The 17,625-nt window shown below is 66.2% G+C and carries 15 protein-coding genes and 1 tRNA gene; 5 read left to right on the top strand and 11 right to left on the bottom strand.

Annotated elements, in window-relative coordinates; translation table 11 throughout:
* Positions 1-138: 138 nt before the first annotated feature.
* Positions 139-522, top strand: a complete 384-nt coding sequence (locus MJ603_RS03440; RefSeq protein ID WP_243062745.1) for a hypothetical protein — start codon at positions 139-141, stop codon at positions 520-522.
* 125 nt (positions 523-647) lie between these two features.
* Here the strand turns inward: MJ603_RS03440 and MJ603_RS03435 are convergent.
* Positions 648-737 (bottom strand) — tRNA-Ser (locus MJ603_RS03435).
* Between the two features lie 96 nt (positions 738-833).
* Here MJ603_RS03435 and MJ603_RS03430 point away from each other — a divergent pair.
* Together MJ603_RS03430 and radA are read left to right on the top strand one after the other, a co-directional pair.
* Positions 834-1,580, top strand: a complete 747-nt coding sequence (locus MJ603_RS03430) for an SGNH/GDSL hydrolase family protein (RefSeq protein WP_243062254.1) — start codon at positions 834-836, stop codon at positions 1,578-1,580.
* A gap of 108 nt (positions 1,581-1,688) precedes the next feature.
* Entirely contained in the window at positions 1,689-3,041 is a 1,353-nt protein-coding gene (gene radA, locus MJ603_RS03425) for a DNA repair protein RadA (RefSeq protein WP_243062253.1), read from the top strand.
* 275 nt (positions 3,042-3,316) lie between these two features.
* Here radA and MJ603_RS03420 read toward each other — a convergent pair whose 3' ends face one another.
* Complete coding sequence (locus tag MJ603_RS03420) at positions 3,317-3,982, bottom strand: hypothetical protein (RefSeq protein WP_243062252.1); 666 nt, start codon at positions 3,980-3,982, stop codon at positions 3,317-3,319.
* 210 nt (positions 3,983-4,192) lie between these two features.
* On the opposite strand from MJ603_RS03420, the gene MJ603_RS03415 reads away from it, so the two are divergent.
* The gene (locus MJ603_RS03415; protein ID WP_243062251.1) at positions 4,193-4,801 is read left to right on the top strand and encodes a hypothetical protein; all 609 of its coding nucleotides are present in this window, start codon (positions 4,193-4,195) and stop codon (positions 4,799-4,801) included.
* Positions 4,802-5,123: 322 nt separating this feature from the next.
* Here the strand turns inward: MJ603_RS03415 and MJ603_RS03410 are convergent, their stop codons facing one another.
* From MJ603_RS03410 to MJ603_RS03395, 4 genes are all read right to left on the bottom strand, one after another.
* A complete protein-coding gene (locus MJ603_RS03410; protein ID WP_243062250.1) occupies positions 5,124-5,768 on the bottom strand; it encodes a hypothetical protein in 645 nt (214 codons plus the stop codon).
* Positions 5,769-6,028: 260 nt separating this feature from the next.
* On the bottom strand, positions 6,029-6,571 hold the full coding sequence (locus tag MJ603_RS03405) for an amino-acid N-acetyltransferase (protein ID WP_243062249.1): 543 nt from the start codon (positions 6,569-6,571) through the stop codon (positions 6,029-6,031).
* Positions 6,572-6,726: 155 nt separating this feature from the next.
* The gene (locus MJ603_RS03400; protein WP_243062248.1) at positions 6,727-9,243 is read right to left on the bottom strand and encodes an ATP-dependent Clp protease ATP-binding subunit; all 2,517 of its coding nucleotides are present in this window, start codon (positions 9,241-9,243) and stop codon (positions 6,727-6,729) included.
* A gap of 171 nt (positions 9,244-9,414) precedes the next feature.
* Positions 9,415-9,852 (bottom strand): hypothetical protein, encoded by a 438-nt coding sequence (locus MJ603_RS03395; RefSeq protein ID WP_243062247.1) that lies wholly within the window; start codon positions 9,850-9,852, stop codon positions 9,415-9,417.
* Positions 9,853-9,975: 123 nt separating this feature from the next.
* Here MJ603_RS03395 and MJ603_RS03390 point away from each other — a divergent pair, with 123 nt between their 5' ends.
* Positions 9,976-10,950 (top strand): pirin family protein, encoded by a 975-nt coding sequence (locus tag MJ603_RS03390; RefSeq protein WP_243062246.1) that lies wholly within the window; start codon positions 9,976-9,978, stop codon positions 10,948-10,950.
* 35 nt (positions 10,951-10,985) lie between these two features.
* Here MJ603_RS03390 and MJ603_RS03385 read toward each other — a convergent pair whose 3' ends face one another.
* The 5 genes from MJ603_RS03385 to MJ603_RS03365 all read right to left on the bottom strand — a co-directional run bounded on the left by MJ603_RS03385 (position 10,986) and on the right by MJ603_RS03365 (position 17,505).
* A complete protein-coding gene (locus MJ603_RS03385) occupies positions 10,986-12,161 on the bottom strand; it encodes a hypothetical protein (protein ID WP_243062245.1) in 1,176 nt (391 codons plus the stop codon).
* 132 nt (positions 12,162-12,293) lie between these two features.
* Positions 12,294-13,757: a cardiolipin synthase gene (gene cls, locus MJ603_RS03380; RefSeq protein WP_243062244.1), complete on the bottom strand. Its 1,464-nt coding sequence runs from the start codon at positions 13,755-13,757 to the stop codon at positions 12,294-12,296.
* A 184-nt stretch (positions 13,758-13,941) separates the two neighbouring features.
* Positions 13,942-14,115, bottom strand: a complete 174-nt coding sequence (locus MJ603_RS03375) for a hypothetical protein (protein ID WP_243062243.1) — start codon at positions 14,113-14,115, stop codon at positions 13,942-13,944.
* 7 nt (positions 14,116-14,122) lie between these two features.
* Positions 14,123-15,019: a LacI family DNA-binding transcriptional regulator gene (locus tag MJ603_RS03370; protein WP_243062242.1), complete on the bottom strand. Its 897-nt coding sequence runs from the start codon at positions 15,017-15,019 to the stop codon at positions 14,123-14,125.
* On the bottom strand, positions 15,016-17,505 hold the full coding sequence (locus tag MJ603_RS03365) for a glycoside hydrolase family 2 protein (protein WP_243062241.1): 2,490 nt from the start codon (positions 17,503-17,505) through the stop codon (positions 15,016-15,018). Before MJ603_RS03365 ends, MJ603_RS03370 begins: the two co-directional genes overlap by 4 nt.
* Between the last annotated feature and the right edge of the window lie 120 nt (positions 17,506-17,625).

Raw genomic sequence — 17,625 nt, 5'->3', positions numbered from 1 at the left:
TCGTGGGCGACCACTCACAACTACTACGAGGACCGTCGCCCTGATCCGACATGCTTCCACGACATTGTTAGACGGATCGGACGGCCCCGCAGGTGTTACGAGTTTCCGTCAAATACAAACTGACGGCTCGACAACGCCGTGGCGCCCAATCTGGCGCCGCGGGGACGGTATTCCGACTTCACCCACTGGCTGCTCATCCGACTCGTCGCCCGCAAGAACCTGCTCTTCACCCACATCAGCTACGGCAACCCGCGCACCACCTCCCGCCTCGAAGGCCTCAACGCGCAGATCCGCGACCTCCTACGCCGACACCGCGGCATGACCGAAGAACACCGCCGCCGCGCCGTCGAATGGTTCCTCACCACACGAGAACTCACCATCGACGAAGCGATCACCACCGCAGGCCCCATCCCGAAAACCACAGCCGACCCGCAGCCAGACGACCAACTCAGCCACATCGTCTACGACACAAGCCTCACCGCAGAAGAAGGCCTCTGGACCCGATCAGGACACATCCACTAAACGAACACGCCCGAAGCCATCCACTCTTTTTGGCCGATAAGCCGCGACTACCAACCCCGCACAAAGCAATAGCCCGAACCCACAAAACGTAGGTTCGGGCTATTCCGATGTCCTGAGACATCACATGGCGGTACCGGTGGGATTTGAACCCACGGTGGAGTCGCCCCCACACATGTTTTCGAGACATGCTCCTTCGGCCGCTCGGACACGGTACCGCCGTCTACTGTACTTGACGGGCTCGCGGCGAGCCAATCGGCGGCGCACTGCGGGCATCCATTATGCGGACCCGACGCAGGACGTACGGTGAGGTAATGCGCGCGCCTCGAGTGATTCTCCTCACCTTGCTCGGCTTCGGCGCGGCGACCGGTGTCTATCTCTGGGGGCGGCGGGTGTTCGCGGAGACGAGGCGGGCATCCGCTGTGCTCAACGAGACGTTGCCTGTGCACTCCGCATGGTGGCGCGCGCGGGCGAAGGAGCAGGGCGATCTGCTCTATGTCGCGCTCGGAGACAGCTCTGCGCAGGGCATCGGGGCGACGGCGCCGGACCACGGCTATGTCGGCATCCTGGCCCGTCGCATCGCCGCCCGCAGCGGGCGCAGCGTGCGCACCGTCAACCTGAGCGTCTCGGGCGCCACGGCTCAGGATGTCGTCGAGTACCAGCTGCCCCGCCTCGCGAAGCTGCGACCAGACGTCGTGACGCTTGCGATCGGTGTCAACGACATCGTCCGGTGGAACGAGCGCGGATTCACCTCGGCCGTGTCGACCATCCTGGACGCGCTGCCCGAGGGCGCGATCGTCGCGGAGCTCCCCTACTTCTACCTGCCACGCAGCGAGCACAGGGTGACCTTCGCTATTCAGGCGATCAGACGACTTGCGGATGCCCGCAAGCTGCGCGTCGCCCCGCTGCACGGCGTGACGAAGCGTGCGGGTGTGCAGGGCATCTTCACCCTCTTCTCCGGCGACCGCTTCCACCCGAACGACAGCGGGTACGAACTGTGGGCGTCCGCTTTCGCTCCACTCGTCGACGAACGTGTGGACGAACTGGCGACCGTGAACTGAACTGCTCCTCCCCAGACGCCGTCGTGCAGTGGTTTCCGACGACTGCGAGACGTCGCCCCTTGGCCGTCGGCGGTGTGCCGTAACGTCAGCGGCGGAGTCGGAGGAACGATGGCGAAAGCGCAGGGCGGGTACCGCTGCACGGTATGCGGGTGGACGACCGCGAAGTGGGTGGGCAAGTGCGGCGACTGTCAAGCCTGGGACACGATGGCAGAAGTGGCGCAGACATCCGGCCGCGTCGTCGCCTCGCGCATCGCCGATGACCGAGCGGCCACGCCCATCACCAAGGTGTCCACGGATTCCGTGTACCACTGGCCGAGTGGCATCGACGAGTTCGACCGCGTGCTCGGCGGCGGCATCGTTCCCGGTGCAGCCATCCTGCTGTCGGGCGAACCGGGCGTCGGCAAGTCGACGCTCCTGTTGGAGGTGGCATCGCGGGCCGCGGCCGCGAAATCGCGGGTGCTCTACGTTTCGGCGGAGGAATCAGCCGGGCAGGTGCGCCTGCGCGCAGAACGCACCGGCGCGCTGCACGAGAACCTGTTCCTCGCCGCCGAAACCGACCTCGCGGCCGTGATCGGTCAGATCGATGCGGTCGACCCCCAGCTCGTGATCGTCGATTCCGTGCAGACGGTGTCGAACGCTGCGCTCGACGGAATCGCCGGCGGACCGAGTCAGGTGCGCGAAGTGGCGACCACGCTCATCCGGGTGGCGAAGGAGCGCAATCTGCCGGTACTGCTGGTCGGGCACGTCACCAAGGACGGCCAGGTCGCCGGACCGCGCGTTCTCGAGCATCTGGTCGACGTGGTCTGCCAGTTCGAGGGCGACCGCCAGACGGCGCTGCGATTCGTTCGCGCGCTGAAGAACCGGTTCGGCCCTGTCGATGAGGTGGGCTGCTTCGAGATGACGGGGGACGGCATCGCGGAAGTCCCCGATCCGAGCGGGCTGTTCCTCAGCCGCAACGCCACGCAGGTCTCCGGCACGTGCGTCACGGTCGCGATGGAGGGCCGCCGGGCTCTGCCGGTCGAGATCCAGGCGCTCGTCATCGCCACGCAGGCTCCGAACCCTCGCCGCGTGACGAGCGGGGTGGATGCCGCACGCCTCGCCATGCTGCTGGCGGTGCTCGAGCGTCGAGCGAACATCCGCGTCTCCGATAAGGATGTCTACGTCTCGACAGTGGGCGGCGTGCGCCTCACCGAACCCGCCGCCGACCTCGCGATCGCGATAGCCGTCGCATCCGCTGTGCGCGACAAGCCGATCGGACAGGACACCGTCGCGTTCGGCGAGATCAGCCTCGCCGGCGAGGTGCGTACGGTAAATGCCGCACGCAACCGCGCGGCGGAGGCGTCACGCCTCGGCTTCCGCACCCACGTCGACGCGTCCTCGATCGGCATCACCCAAGCGCTGCGCGCGGCGTTCTCCTCGGGCCTCAGCCCGCGCGAGAGGGAACTCGACGCGGCGTTCTAGCGTCGCGGTCCGCGTGCAGCTGCGCATGCAGCCGCAGCTGCGCATGAGGGTGCCGCGCGATCCCGTGCCATCGCGATCACACCCTCCGCGAAGGCGTCGACGCGCGTCTCAGTACAGCAGGAACCGTATGCGGGCGATTGCCCACGATTGGCGATGATCGGTTACGTCCTCCGACCAGCCATTAGCCGTTGGGGATGATTGGACGGACTCGACCTCCGCTGGGACTTCTGCCGGCTCTGGGCGGACCGACCCAACTGGCTCAGGCAGCAGTGAGGTTAATACGTGCGAGTATCCCGACAAGCCGAGAACGCCTGAGCGTTGAGCCTCGTATTCCAAATACGCGTGCCCCGGGCTGGGCGAATCTCGTGACTCGAGTGCGGTGAGATCGCGTCAAACCAAGATGCAGTTTCGACCTTCGCTGAACCAAGGGCGATCGCCTCATCGAGGGCCGGCTCCAGATCCGTGTCCTGCGAGCTGAGAACTACCAGGTCAACATCCGGAGCGCCGGACTCGCGCACGAGGGCTAACGCGCAGAGAACATCGATGCCCTTCTCCTGCGGCTTCCCAACCACCATCCAATTGCCCCGCGAATCGGTAACTTTCCGTCCTGCCGCATCGCGTTGGTACTTGTACTTGAGCGGCCGATGCGTCACGGTCACGCGTGGGTCGAGTTCCCACTCTGCCTTCTGTGCAAGATTCCGAGCGTAGGCATCCGCGTCGACATCGACGGAAGGCAGACCTCGATACACGAGGACCTTGGTAAGCATCGCGTTTGAGTACCCTGGCCGCTGGCTTCGATTCCTACAGGCGAGAACTTGGTTGCTGTAATGCAGCGGGTGCACCAAGTGTTCGTGCACGGGCTGATACTGCTCGAACAGCCCCGCTCCCGTTAGATGCACATTTTGGTAGTCGATGACGACAGCGGCACGCAGGTCAGGCATCGGCGCCTCTCAGGACAGAAAAACCCCACCAGTCCCGGAGGACGGTGGGGAGCTAGGTCCCTATAGTCACACAATCATCGAGGAGTATCAATCTCAATGAGCATCGAACGTGGATATTTCGCTCTCGGCTGCATGCAGCGAGTCAACCGATGCGTGGAACGCCCCAAACAGGGACTTACTAGGCCCCTCGCCAGCGGATAAGCAGGACCCGTGAACACCAAGAAGTCAATCGGCATCGCAGCTCTCGCTGGCATCCTCGTGCTCGGCCTGTCCGCTTGCTCGACGACAGAGCACCCCACCGCGAAAGTCACTCACGCCGTTGCCAAGGCAACCCCGACTCCAACACCGACGCCCGACGGGACTTCCGCGCACCCGTACCCTCAAGGAACCGTCACCGTTACTGATCTCGGCAGCCAGTGGGATGTGACACTGACGAACCTCAACACCAACGCAACGGCGACCGTGCAGGCTCAGGACCAGTACGCGACTCTGACGGCCGGGTCTCAGTACTTGATGGGCACGCTGACGGTGCAGGTCAACAAAAATATCCAGACCAAGTACGTCGGTCAGACCACATCCGTCTACTTCTCAGTCGGACCGGTGTACGTCGGTGGCGACGGGAAAGTATATGACTCCTCGAGCGACGTCAACTCGTCTGCGGCACTCACCAGCAATTGGTACAGCCAGCCCGACATTGTCGACAACGTCGGCGTCAAGGTCGCAGGAGACTTCGCATTCGCCGTGCCGACAGCAGCGATCGTGGGCGGTCACTTCGGAGTCGAAAACTTGACGTCGAACAAGATCGTGTACTTCCAGTAGTTGGACCCACGCCGCTACGCGACGTCAACATAGATGACGCCTTTACCGATGTTGTCGATCGTGGAGCGGCTGACGCCGAAGACGGGTGCGAGGGACATGCGCGACTCACCGTTGTCGACGCGCGGGCGGATCTCACGGACCTGGTCTTCGGTGAGGGTGCAACGTGCTCACTGGTCGACGCGGAAGAGTACGGGCATATCTGGCCGGACAGTGATGACTCGTCAAAGCAGGCTGTTGCGGCTGCGTTCGCGGGCCGTCCGAGCGATTCTGCGGACCGAATACGGACTCAGGCCTGAACTTCCGCGGGATTCCGCGAGTTATCTCAGTACAACAGGAACTGCTTGGTCGTCTTCGACGTGACGCCGTCCACCTGCACCTTGAGGTGGTACGACGCGCCACCGGACGGCACGGCCGGACGGTTCTGGTCCTTGCACGTCGACGGGTCTGAGCGTGCACGGTCCCAGGCGATCGGAGTCGACGTCAGGGTCTTGCCCGGCTCGAGGAGCACGACGGTACTGACCGGATTCGTCTGACAGTCCGTCGACTTCCAGTACACCTCGGTACCGCTCGTGATCGTGAACACCTGCTTGGCGGTGCCCACGTCGAACGTGCACGACTTCGATCCCGTGTTCGTGATCGAGAACGACAGCTTCGGCTGGCCGGTCCCGCTGTAGCTGTTCGCGTCGGTGATCGCTTCGACGTCGACGGCGGACATGTGACACGCCTTGCCCGCCGCCGTTGCCTTGGTCGTCGGAACGGTGGTCGGATTCGTCGTCGGCTTCGTCGTGGTCGCCGCGACAGGGGTGTTCGACGAGACGGGTGCCGTTGCATCCGACTCGCCTCTCGGCGCGAACACGATGAGCAGCACGACCACGATGATCGCCAAGAGCGCCAGGCCCACTACGAGGCGTCGGCGCCGGTACACCCTGCCCGGCTGCGGGCCGACTGGATGCTTCAGGCTCGACATGCTGACAGGTTAAGCGGCAGCAGTGCAGCACCTGTGGCAACTCGCCGGGCGCGTGCAGCATCGATCTCCGGCCAGCATGGTAACGACCGGCTGCCATAGCGAACGAGGCATGAGCGCGGAAGACGGTTCAGCCCGGCGCGCGAGCAGCCGTCTCGAGTACGTGACACGCCCGCAGGTTCGACGGCTTCGCCGGTGAATCATCCCAGCCGCCCGCTCGGCCGACCGCGGCGCGCCAGGCAGGGACGGGCGCGCAAGAAAACTCAGAGCAGCTTGATCATGCGGGTGTTGCCGAGCGTGTTCGGCTTCACCCTCGCCAGGTCGAGAAACTCGGCAACGCCCTCGTCCTTACTGCGCACCAGCTCGTTGTAGACATCCGGATCGACTGTCGCGTCGCCCATATCGACGAACCCGTGCTGCGAGAAGAACCGCACCTCGAACGTGAGGCAGAACAGCCGGCTGAGGCCGAGGCCGGCAGCGTCGTGCTCGAGGCGTTCGAGCATCGCGTGGCCGACACCGCGACTTCGCCAGTCGTCGGCGACGGCGAGAGTGCGCACCTCGCCGAGGTCCTCCCAGAGCACGTGCAGGGCTCCGCAGCCGATCAGGTTGCCGTCCGGATCCACCGCGACCCGGAACTCCTGCAGCGCTTCGTACAGGGCCACACGCTCCTTGCCGAGCAGGATGCGGCTCTCCACCAGCGGCTGCACCAACTGCTGGATGCCCGGCACATCGCCGGTGCGCGCTCGTCGCACCCTGAACCCCTGCGACGAGATCGTCGAGATGGGCTCGGTGAGAAGGTCTGCCACGCTCTCAGTCTATGGATGGCCCGCGCATCCTCCGCGCGGGCCTCTCGCTGCGCTGGTGGCGGTGGTGGATCGGGACGCGACGGCGACGGACGCGGCCGCACGGGACGGCGAAAGGGGCCGACCCGACGGGTCAGCCCCTTTCGTGGAGCGGATGCCTACAGTCCGGCTGCGAGGTCCGGCGTCACCGAGCCGGTGCCGATCGGTCCCGCTGCGAGCGCGCCCACCGGGTCCTTGCGTGCCGCGGTCGTGAAGACGAGCTCGCCGTTCACGAAGTCGACGGTCACGTGGTCGCCGGCGTTGAGCTCGCCGTGCAGGATCTTCTCGCTGAGCTGATCCTCCACTTCGTGCTGCACTGCCCGACGAAGCGGTCGAGCACCGAGCGCGGGGTCGAAGCCGACCTCGATCAGGTGCTCCTTGGCGGGCGTCGTGAGCTCGATCGTCAGGTCGCGGTCGAGCATCCGGTCGCCGAGGCGCTTGATGAACAGGTCGACGATCTGCAGCAGCTCCTGCTTGTCGAGTTGCGGGAACACGATGACCTCGTCGACGCGGTTGAGGAACTCCGGCTTGAAGTTCTTCTTCAGCTCGTCCTTGACCTTGCCGCTCATGCGGTCGTAGCCGGTCTGAGAGTCGCCTTCGATGAGGAAGCCCACCGGGCCGCCCGTGATGTCCTTCGTGCCGAGGTTGGTCGTCATGATGATGACCGTGTTCTTGAAGTCGACGACGCGGCCCTGGCCATCCGTCAGACGTCCCTCCTCCAGAATCTGGAGCAGCGAGTTGAAGATGTCGGGGTGCGCCTTCTCGATCTCGTCGAACAGCACGACGCTGAACGGCTTGCGGCGTACCTTCTCGGTGAGCTGGCCGCCCTCTTCGAAGCCGACGAACCCGGGAGGGGCACCGAACAGACGGGAGACCGTGTGCTTCTCGCCGTACTCCGACATGTCGAGAGAGATCATCGCCGACTCGTCGTCGAACAGGAACTCTGCGAGCGCCTTGGCCAACTCGGTCTTTCCGACACCGGTCGGGCCGGCGAAGATGAACGAGCCACTCGGGCGGTGCGGGTCCTTCAGGCCTGCGCGCTGACGGCGGATCGTGCGGGAGAGCGCCGAGATGGCCTCTTCCTGACCGATGACGCGCTGGTGCAACGCCTTCTCCATGAAGACGAGTCGGCTGGACTCCTCCTCGGTGAGCTTGAACACCGGGATGCCCGTCGCCTGGGCCAGCACCTCGGCGATGAGTCCCTCATCGACCTCGGCAGTGGTCTTGACGTCGCCGCTCCTCCACTGCTTCTCGAGGCGCAGTCGCTCGCCGAGGAGGTTCTTCTCCTCGTCGCGCAGGCTCGCGGCCTTCTCGAAGTCCTGCTCCTCGATCGCCCCTTCCTTGCGCTCGCGCACCTTGGCGATCTTGTCGTCGAACTCGCGCAGCTCCGGCGGCGCCGACAGGATCGACAGACGCAGGCGAGCGCCGGCCTCGTCGATCAGGTCGATGGCCTTGTCCGGAAGGAAACGGTCACTGATGTAGCGGTCGGAGAGGTTCGCGGCCGCGACGATCGCGCCATCCGTGATCGACACCTTGTGGTGCGCCTCATACCGATCGCGCAGCCCCTTGAGGATGTTGATCGTGTGGGGCAACGACGGCTCCGCGACCTGGATGGGCTGGAAGCGGCGCTCGAGCGCGGCATCCTTCTCGAAGTGCTTGCGGTACTCGTCGAGCGTGGTCGCACCGATGGTCTGCAGTTCGCCGCGCGCCAGCAGCGGCTTCAGGATGCTCGCCGCGTCGATCGCGCCTTCTGCCGCGCCTGCACCGACGAGGGTGTGGATCTCGTCGATGAACGTGATGATGTCGCCGCGGGTGCGAATCTCCTTGGTCACCTTCTTGAGGCGCTCCTCGAAGTCACCGCGGTAGCGGGAACCGGCGATCAGCGAGCCGAGGTCGAGCGTGTAGAGCTGCTTGTCCTTCAGCGTCTCCGGCACGTCGCCGCGCACGATCGCCTGAGCAAGCCCCTCGACGACGGCGGTCTTGCCCACGCCGGGCTCACCGATCAGCACCGGGTTGTTCTTGGACCTGCGCGACAGGATCTGCATGACGCGCTCGATCTCTTTCTCGCGCCCGATCACCGGGTCGAGCTTGTTCTCGCGCGCGGCCTGCGTGAGGTTGCGGCCGAACTGGTCGAGAATCTGGCTGCCGCCCTGGGCACCTTGCTGCTCGTTCGCTCCCACCTGAACCTGCTCCTTGCCCTGGTAACCGGAGAGCAATTGGATGACCTGCTGGCGCACCCTGTTGAGATCCGCGCCGAGCTTGACGAGCACCTGAGCCGCCACGCCCTCGCCCTCGCGGATGAGACCGAGCAGAATGTGCTCGGTGCCGATGTAGTTGTGGCCGAGCTGCAGTGCCTCGCGCAGAGACAGTTCGAGCACCTTCTTGGCGCGCGGCGTGAACGGGATGTGCCCGGTCGGCTGCTGCTGGCCCTGCCCGATGATGTCTTGCACCTGCTCGCGCACGGCATCCAGCGAGATCCCCAGCGACTCCAGGGCCTTCGCCGCGACGCCCTCACCCTCATGGATCAGCCCGAGCAGAATGTGCTCGGTGCCGATGTAGTTGTGGTTGAGCATCTTGGCCTCTTCTTGGGCCAGGACGACGACACGACGGGCTCGGTCGGTGAATCTCTCAAACATGTGGTCACTCCTTGCGGCGCCGCTGGCGGAGTGCCGGCGGGAGGTCCCCGCGCTCAATCGCGGGACATCCGGATGCCTGCACGTCGGCTCCGATACTTCGAGGGTAATCAGCGGGAGCGCGTCGATGGGCCCTGTTCGCCGTCGGCGTGACGGTGGCGAGACGGGCGACCTCTACTTCGACGTCAGTGCGTTCAGCACCCAGGTCATGCTCTGGCCGGTGATCGAGACATCCGATTTGCGGTCGATCGTGTTCGGCGTCGAGAAGACGGTGGTGTGCGGCACGTAGTCCATGGTGCAGATCTTGCCCTTCGCGGCGGGGTCGGGCACCGTGAGCTCCATCTTGTTGTGCCCGGTGAGCGCGAAGCGCGTCACTCGCGGCGGGCAGGTCGAACTGCCGTAGAGCGTGACCGAGAACTGGTCGCCGCCCTTCAGCCAGACCGAGAACGGTGCCCCGCCGGCGCTGTTCGCCGGAGCGTCGACGCCCTTCGGCTCGCCCTTGTAATCGGTGATCGGCTTGGTCGAATTCTGCGCGCATCCCGCAAGGGCGACCACCGCGAGAACGGCGACGGCTGAGGCCATGACGGTGTGGGCGAAACGGCGGCGCGGCATGCCTACATCGTAGAGGGAGCAGGATGTCTCGATCCGCTCGAAACGGGCTGTCTGCTTCGTCCGTTGTGCTGAAAGGGCGGGCGATCGGAGCGCTCCGGTGCGGCCCCACCTAGGATGCCGCACATGAGCAACCTGGAGAGGCATCCCGCCGAACTCGTCGCCGAGTGCGAAGCGGCGGATGCCGGCGGCATCACGCTTCTCGAACCGCGCGATGTTCCGCTCGGCGGACCGCGCGCGATGCCCGTGCATCGCACGCTCCCCCAGCGCAAGAAATCGACCATCGGCGGCTGGTGCTTTCTCGACCACTACGGCCCGGACGACGTGTCGATCACCGGAGGGATGCGCGTGCCGCCGCATCCGCACACCGGACTCCAGACCGTGAGCTGGCTGTTCCAGGGCGAGATCGAGCACCGCGACAGCGTCGGGTCGCACGCGATGGTGCGCCCAGGCGAACTGAACCTGATGACGGCCGGACACGGGATCAGTCATTCCGAGGATTCGACCCCGGAGACGACAGTGCTGCATGGCGCGCAGCTCTGGCTCGCTCTTCCTGATGCCTGGCGCGACCAGCAGCCGTTCTTCGAGCGCACGGTGCCGACGCCCTCACGCATCGGGGATGCAGTCGCGCGCGTGTTCATCGGGGAGCTGGGCGGCGCATCCGGCCAGGCGACGGTGTTCAGCCCGCTGCTCGGCGCCCAGCTGGATCTGGATGCCGGCGGCTCCGTGGTGCTGGACGTGCGGTCGGGCTTCGAGCACGGCATCCTGCTCGACCTCGGCGACATCACGGTCGACGGTGTCGAGGTGCCGCATCGCCATCTCGCCTACGTGCCGCCGGGGCGCACGGACTTGCACCTGGCGTCCGTCGGCGGAGCCCGCGTGCTGCTGCTGGGTGGTGAGCCGCTCGGCGAGCAGATCGTGATGTGGTGGAACTTCATCGGCCGCACGCACGAGGACGTTGCGGAATCCCGCGAGCAGTGGCAGCACGAGGTGATCGACGGCACGGATGCCTCCGGGCGTTTCGGCACGGTCGCCGAGTATCCCGGGCGTCCGCTGCCGGCACCGGTGATGCCGACCGTGCGGCTCAAGCCGCGTGAGTGACGCCGCAGCGCGAGCACATGTGACGGTTCAGGGGGTCAGCTGTACAGCGGCCTGCCGTCGGGGCCCGCGGGCACGGGCGTGCCATCAGCGAAGTTCGGCCAGGCCAGCGCGTAGCCGGCGACAGCGGCGAAGTCCGGCTTTGCGTCGTTCCCGGCCGGAACGGGGCGGCCGTCGGACAGCCGTGGCCAGGCCAGCGGCGGGTGCGACGCGTGCGCGGTCGCAGCAACAGGACCGGGAGTCGGCTCGGGCGGTGTTGCGTCGACAGCGGCGGAAGTCTCCGGCGCGTCGGGAGCCAGTGGCGCCGATGCAGCGGCATCCGGAACTGCAGGGGCCGAGACGGTGTGCACCGGCGGAGCGGGCACCTGTGCAACGGGCGGGACGCTCGGTGCGGGTACCGGGGCCGGAGCGGATGCCGCCGGCTGCGCCTGTTGCGGATAGCCAGGCTGCGGGTAGGCCGGTCGCGGGTACCCGGGCTGCGCGTAGCCGGGCTGCGAATAGCCGGGGGCCGGCGCCTGCGGATACCCGCCGTACGGCGCACCGTACGCAGGGTACGCCGCCGTGGAAGTGCGCCGGACGCCGTGCGTGCGGTTGATCAGCAGACCCCAGAGCGGAATCAGCACGAGCGAGACGCCGCCGATCACGGCGAGCGAGGCCACGATGCGGCCGTAGATGTCGTAGTCCCAGAGTCCGTTGAACGGATACGGTGCCGGGATCGTGACGAGCACTGCCATGGCTCCGAACGCGGCTCCCGCGATGTAGGAGAGCACCCTGGTGACCGACGTGAACCAGATGCGGACCAGGAGCCTCACGAGGTCGACCAGCGCGAGCATGCCCCTGATGAAGATCAGACAGAGGAAACCGTGCCAGATCGCGGTCGGCAGGTTGAGCACGCCGTCGTTCGGGTCAGTCCAGATGACGAGGATCCAGAGCAACAGGATGTAGGCATCCGTCGCAAGCGATGAGAACTCGAACCACTCCGGCCGGTAGGTGCCGATCGTCGTGTCGAGCCAGACGAGCAGGGCGAAGAGGATGAGCGCCACGTCGGTGCTGATCACCCGGCTGAGCGTGCCTCCACCCGCGCCGAAGAGGATGAACACGACCGAGATGATCGCGCACACCCCCACGACGATGAGCACGATGCGTGCGCCCCACACTCCGAGCACGCTCGTGCGTTTGCTCGATGGCTTGCTCTGCGTACCGTAGATCGCCACAGCGGTCTCCTTGTCGTCGAGTCGCCAGGGTATCGGAGTCCGCGCCGAGGGTCGACGGTCATCCACAGGTGGGCGCGTCGGCATCCGCTCGCCGCCGGTTGTGATGGCGGAGTGTCTCAGCTCTTACTGCCCCTACTGCAGCGCCGACGTCAGCCGCGCCAGGTTGTCGAGCACGGTCGAACGCAAGGGCTGCTTCAGCCAGTCCTCGAGCAGCAGCTGCCTGCTGGCGTCGCGGTACCCCTGCTCCACCCGCCGCATGTCGGCGACGAACGACCTACCCCGCACCATGAGCGAGATCTCGGCGTTCAACTGGAACGACCGCATGTCCATATTGCTCGAGCCGATCACCGCGACCTCGTCGTCGATCGTGAAGTGCTTGGCGTGCAGGATGTACGGGGCCTTGTACATCCAGATCGTCACGCCCGCACGCAACAGCTGCTCGTAGTACGACCGCTGAGCGTGATAGACGAGACCCTGGTCACCGATCTCCGAAACGAAGAGCTCGACGTGGATGCCACGCTGCACCGCGGTGGTCAACGCGGTCAGCATGGCTTCGTCCGGCACGAAATACGGGGACGTGATGATGATGCGGTCCGTTGCGTAATAAAGCAGTGCGAGGAACAGCTTCAGGTTGTTCTCGCCCTCGAATCCAGGACCACTGGGCACGAGCTGGCAGTCGATCTCGTCGTCGGACCTCACAGGCTCGACCGGGTCTCGCTCGCGATCCAGCAGATCGTCTGTCTCGAGATACCAGTCGGTGATGAAGATCGCGTTGAGCCCGGCGACGATCGGCCCCTCGAGGCGAGTGACCAGTTCCTTCCACTTCAGGCCGCGCCTGAGGTTGGACTTCTTGTTGTAGCTGCGGTCGATGACGTTCTGGGAGCCCATGAAGCCGACGTGCCCGTCGACAACGAGCAGCTTGCGGTGGTTGCGCAGGTCGGGTCGCTGGTACTTGCCCTTGAACGGTTGCACCGGCAGCATCAACTGCCACTGCGCGCCCATGCTCGTGAGCCGCTTGATGGTGCGCTTGTAATCCCGTGTTCGCAGCGAGGCGATGTGATCGAGCAGAACGCGCACAACGACGCCGCGCTTCACCGCGGCCTCGAGTGCGTCGAAGAACGGCCCCGTCGTCTGGTCCCAGCTGAGGATGTAGAACTCGACGTGCACGTAGCGTGTCGCCTCGTTCACGGCGTCGGTCATGGCATCCAACGAGCCCTGATAGTCGCCGATGAGCAGCGACGTGTTGCCGCCGACAAGAGGCATCGCGCCGAGATTGCGGTTGAGCGTGACGACGGACCCCAGCCAGGGCGGCCACGGGGTGTCGCGTCGCACGCGCTCGATTCCCTCTGTGGACTCCAGGATGAACTCGTTGACCTGCTGCTGGCGAAGGCGGCGCTGTTTCGGCAGCTTGAAACTGCCGATCAAGAGGAAGAACAGCCATCCGATGTAGGGGATGAAGTAGATGGCGAGCAACCACGCGGTTGCCGACGTCGGTCGTCGGTTGCGCGGAATCACGATGATGGCGACGATGCGCAGTGCGAAGTCCACGACGAGCGCCAGCACGATGATGATCCACGTCAAGGTGCCACTGTCCATGCCACTCCCTCATGCAGCAACGGTCGCGTCGCACACCGCACGCGACGACGGATGCTCGGCCTGATGCACCACACGCATCCGCTGTCGCTTCCCCTGCGACGCTGCGGCTGACGCTAGCACTCAGCAGAGCGGGCGAGTGAACGCCGATCGGCAGATCACCCGTAGCGGCGGAGGATGCCAGCGCCTACGACTTGCCCGGCAGGCCGCGACGGGCCCGCTCCTGGGCTTCGACCTTGGCGTACGCCTTGCGCTCGCTGCGATCGGCGCGCACCACCGAGCTCATCACAACCCAGAACACGAGGCCCACCAGCACGGTTGGCGCGAGCGCCCAGATGATGCCTGCCCATACGCCGTTCATGATGACGTCAAGGATACGCGGTCGTGCTGGGGGTGATCTGCGCCCCGTCTGCCGGTGATGCAGGCGGCGCAGCGGTCGATCCCCGTGCGATGAACTCGGCCAGTGGCGCCGTCACGTCCTGCGCCTCCCCGCCGCCGATCACCGTCAGCAGTGCCGTCGCCGCGAGGGATCCGAGTTCCCGCACGTCGTGGCTCATCGCCGACAGGGGCGGCGACGCCAGACGGCACAGCGTCGAGTCGTCCCACGCGAGCACGGAGAGGTCGGACGGGACCGAGAGGCCTGCGCGCTGGGCGGCATCCAGTCCGGCGACCGCCATCATGTCGTTGTCGAAGAGAACGGCCGTCGGCGGTTCCTGTCGGGCGAGCAGGTCATGGATGCCCGCCACGCCGCTGACCGCCGAGTAGTCCCCGACCGTCGTGTGGCCGGCCGCCCCTGCACTGGCGATCGCGTCGGCGAAGGCGACGGACCTGGTCTGGGTGTGAAGGAGTTGCTCCGGCCCGGACACCCGACCGATCACGCGATGCCCGAGCGCAGCGAGCTGCTGCACCGCGCGCACCATCGTCGTGTAGTTGTCAACGCGCACCACAGAGCCGCCCGCGGCATCCTCCGGCTCGCCGAGTGTCACGTGGAGAACGCCAAGGGACGTGAGCAGCGCGGCTCTCGGGTCGTCGACCGTCAGGTCGCTGATCACGATGCCCGCAACGGCGCTCGTCTCCGCCCACCGCCGATAGACGACGGCCTCGTCGGCCACCGTCGGCACGGTCTGCATGAGCACGCGCATGCCGCGCGGGTGCAGCACGTCCTCCATACCGGCGATGACCTCGCTGTAGAACGGATCCACGCCGCCCGGCGAACGCACGAACGCCATCCCGATGGCGGCGGGCTCATGTCGAGGATCATTCATGAGACAAGTATCTCTTCGTCGGTTCGAGGAACAGCCGCGTGCAGGTCGTTCGCCGATCGCAGCACCAGCGCGGTGGTGAACGACTCGGGATCCACCGCCGCGTCGGAGCGCACCTCGAACGTCGCGGACTCGCCGGCCAGCAGAGTCACCAGACCCGCGTCGACGGTGGCACGAGGGTCCACCCTGTCTACAGCGACGAAGACGTCGCGCACGTAGCTGCGCGCCGTGACGACGACACGGTAGCCGCCGTCGACATGAGCGGCGGATGCCTCGAGCGCGTCCTGCCGCAGCTGCTGGTCGCGCACCTCGGCTCCGTCGAACAGCGCTCGGCCGAACCCGTCGACCGTGACCACGATCACCTCGGCCGACGCGTCGCCGAACGTCGCGACGTCTTCGGGAAGCGGGATCGTCGTCACGCCGCGGGCGCCCACGTTCGCCTCGATGCCCACCTCGGCGAGCACGGAACCGCCGAAGGCCACCCGACGCACGAGGGCAGTGCCGGTGAAGGCATCCGCCGCGTCGTTCACCAGCACGAGGGACAGCCCACCGTCTCGAGGCTGAATCGTCGCCAGGCGGGGTGCATAGGCATCGCGCATCGCGTGCCACAACGGTTTGCGGTGCTCGTCGAAGTCGACGGCCGCCCACGACACGACCGGCCAGTCGTCGTTGAGCTGCCAGAGGATCGTTCCCGTGTTGTGCGGGGTGAGCGAGCGGAAGTGCTCGACGCCGAAGCGGATGGCCTGCGCCTGGTTCAGCTGGGTCGCCCAGTGCCAGTCCTCGATCGTGCGCGGGGTCGGAAGGTGAGCAGCCATGCCCAGCTCGAGCTTCAGGTTGCCGCTCTCGGCCTTCTGGTGAACCAGCATCTGGGGACCGTACGGATCAAGCGGCTGGTCGTGCACGACCCGGGTCAGCGTCGACCATGCTGGCGGGCCCTGGAAACCGAACTCGCTGACGAACCTCGGCGCGTGGTCGCGGTACGCGGTGTAGTCGCGCTGGTTCCAGACATCCCAGATGTGCATGGTGCCGTTGCGCTCGTCGTTCGGGTGCGCGTAGTCGACGAAGGAGAACGGGCTGGCGGGCGAGTACGGCCGGGTCGGGTCGAGCTCGGCGAGCAGATCGGGCAGAAGCCGCCGGTAGTAGTTGTCGCCCCAGCCGCGGTCACCGAGACTCTGTCGCCATCCCCACTCCACATATGCCCAGATGTTCTCGTTGTTGCCGTTCCAGATCGCGAGCGACGGATGCGACGACAAGCGAGTGATCTGCTCGCGCGCCTCCGCCTCGACCTCGGCCGCCAGCCACTCCTCTTCGGAGTATGCGGCGCACGCGAACAGGAAGTCCTGCCAGACCAGCAGACCGGCCTCGTCCGCCAGCTCGTAGAAATCGTCGGACTCGTAGATTCCGCCGCCCCAGACCCTGATCAAGTTGACGTTGGCCTCGGTCGCATCCGCGAGACGGCGCGCGTACCGTGCACGATCCTGCTCCCCGCTGAAGGCGTGGTCGGGGATCCAGTTCACGCCGCGCACGAGCACGTCTTCGCCGTTCACACGCACGACGAACCGGTTGCCTGCCGCGTCGGGCGACGTGTCGACCTCGACAGTGCGGAACCCGACACGTCCGTTCCAGGCAGCGTGAGTTCCGCGCAACCCGACGGCGACGTCGTAAAGCGGCTGATCGCCATGACCGACAGGCCACCACAACCGGGCGGAAGGAACACGCACCACGACGGATGCCAGCACCTGGTCGGCGTCGACAGTCGCCTCAGCACTCCGCTCGCCGACCCGGGCCGTGACGGTGATCGGCCCGTCGTACCGCACCCCATCGCGCTCCAGTTCGACGTGGACGGTGGCGATGCCGTCTGCGCCCTCCACATCGACGAGCGGCCGCACCGAGGCGATGCGAGCACCCGTCCAGGAGTCGATCCCGATCGGCTGCCAGATGCCGCTGGTGGCGACGTCGATGCCCCAGTCCCATCCGAAGTTGGACGCCTGCTTGCGCAGCTGGTTGAACGGGTGATGGTTCACGTGCGGCCACGAGCCGTGCACGGCATCCCGGCGCTCGGCTTCGGCGACCGGTGCCGCGAACGTGACGCTGAGTTCGTTGCGGCCGACCAGCAGGTGCTCACGCACATCGAACCGGTACGACCGGTGCTGGTTCTGGGTGCGCGCCACCTCGACACCGTTGAGCTCGATCGTCGCGACCGTGTCGAGCCCGTACGCGACGAGGTCGTGCCGCGTGTTCCCGTCGTCCGTCCATTCGAACGCCGCGTCGTAGCGCCACACGGTGTCGCCGATCCACTGCTGGTGCGACTCGTTGTCGCCGTCGAACGGGTCGACGATCAGGCCGGCGCGCAGCAGGTCGGTGTGCACGCAGCCCGGCACGACGGCGGGGACGGCAGCGGCGTCGAATCCCGCCGGCAGCGGGCCGTCGAGGGCGGTCACCGTCCAGCCGGCGCTGATCGGGGTGAAGGTGGCGGAAACGAAGGGCATGGCGTTCTTTCTGTGTTCGTGATCTCTGGCGACGGGCGCGGTGGACCGCCGCACGTGGCCGGTGGTGGCGAGGATCGTGTGCTGGCGATTCTCGTGCGTGCGGCTGGCACCGCCGATGGG

The organism is Humibacter sp. RRB41, assembly GCF_022761015.1.
Lineage (GTDB): Bacteria > Actinomycetota > Actinomycetes > Actinomycetales > Microbacteriaceae > Humibacter.
The sequence above is the reverse complement of the archived record's forward strand: the minus strand, read 5'-3'. Positions and strand labels throughout refer to the sequence as shown.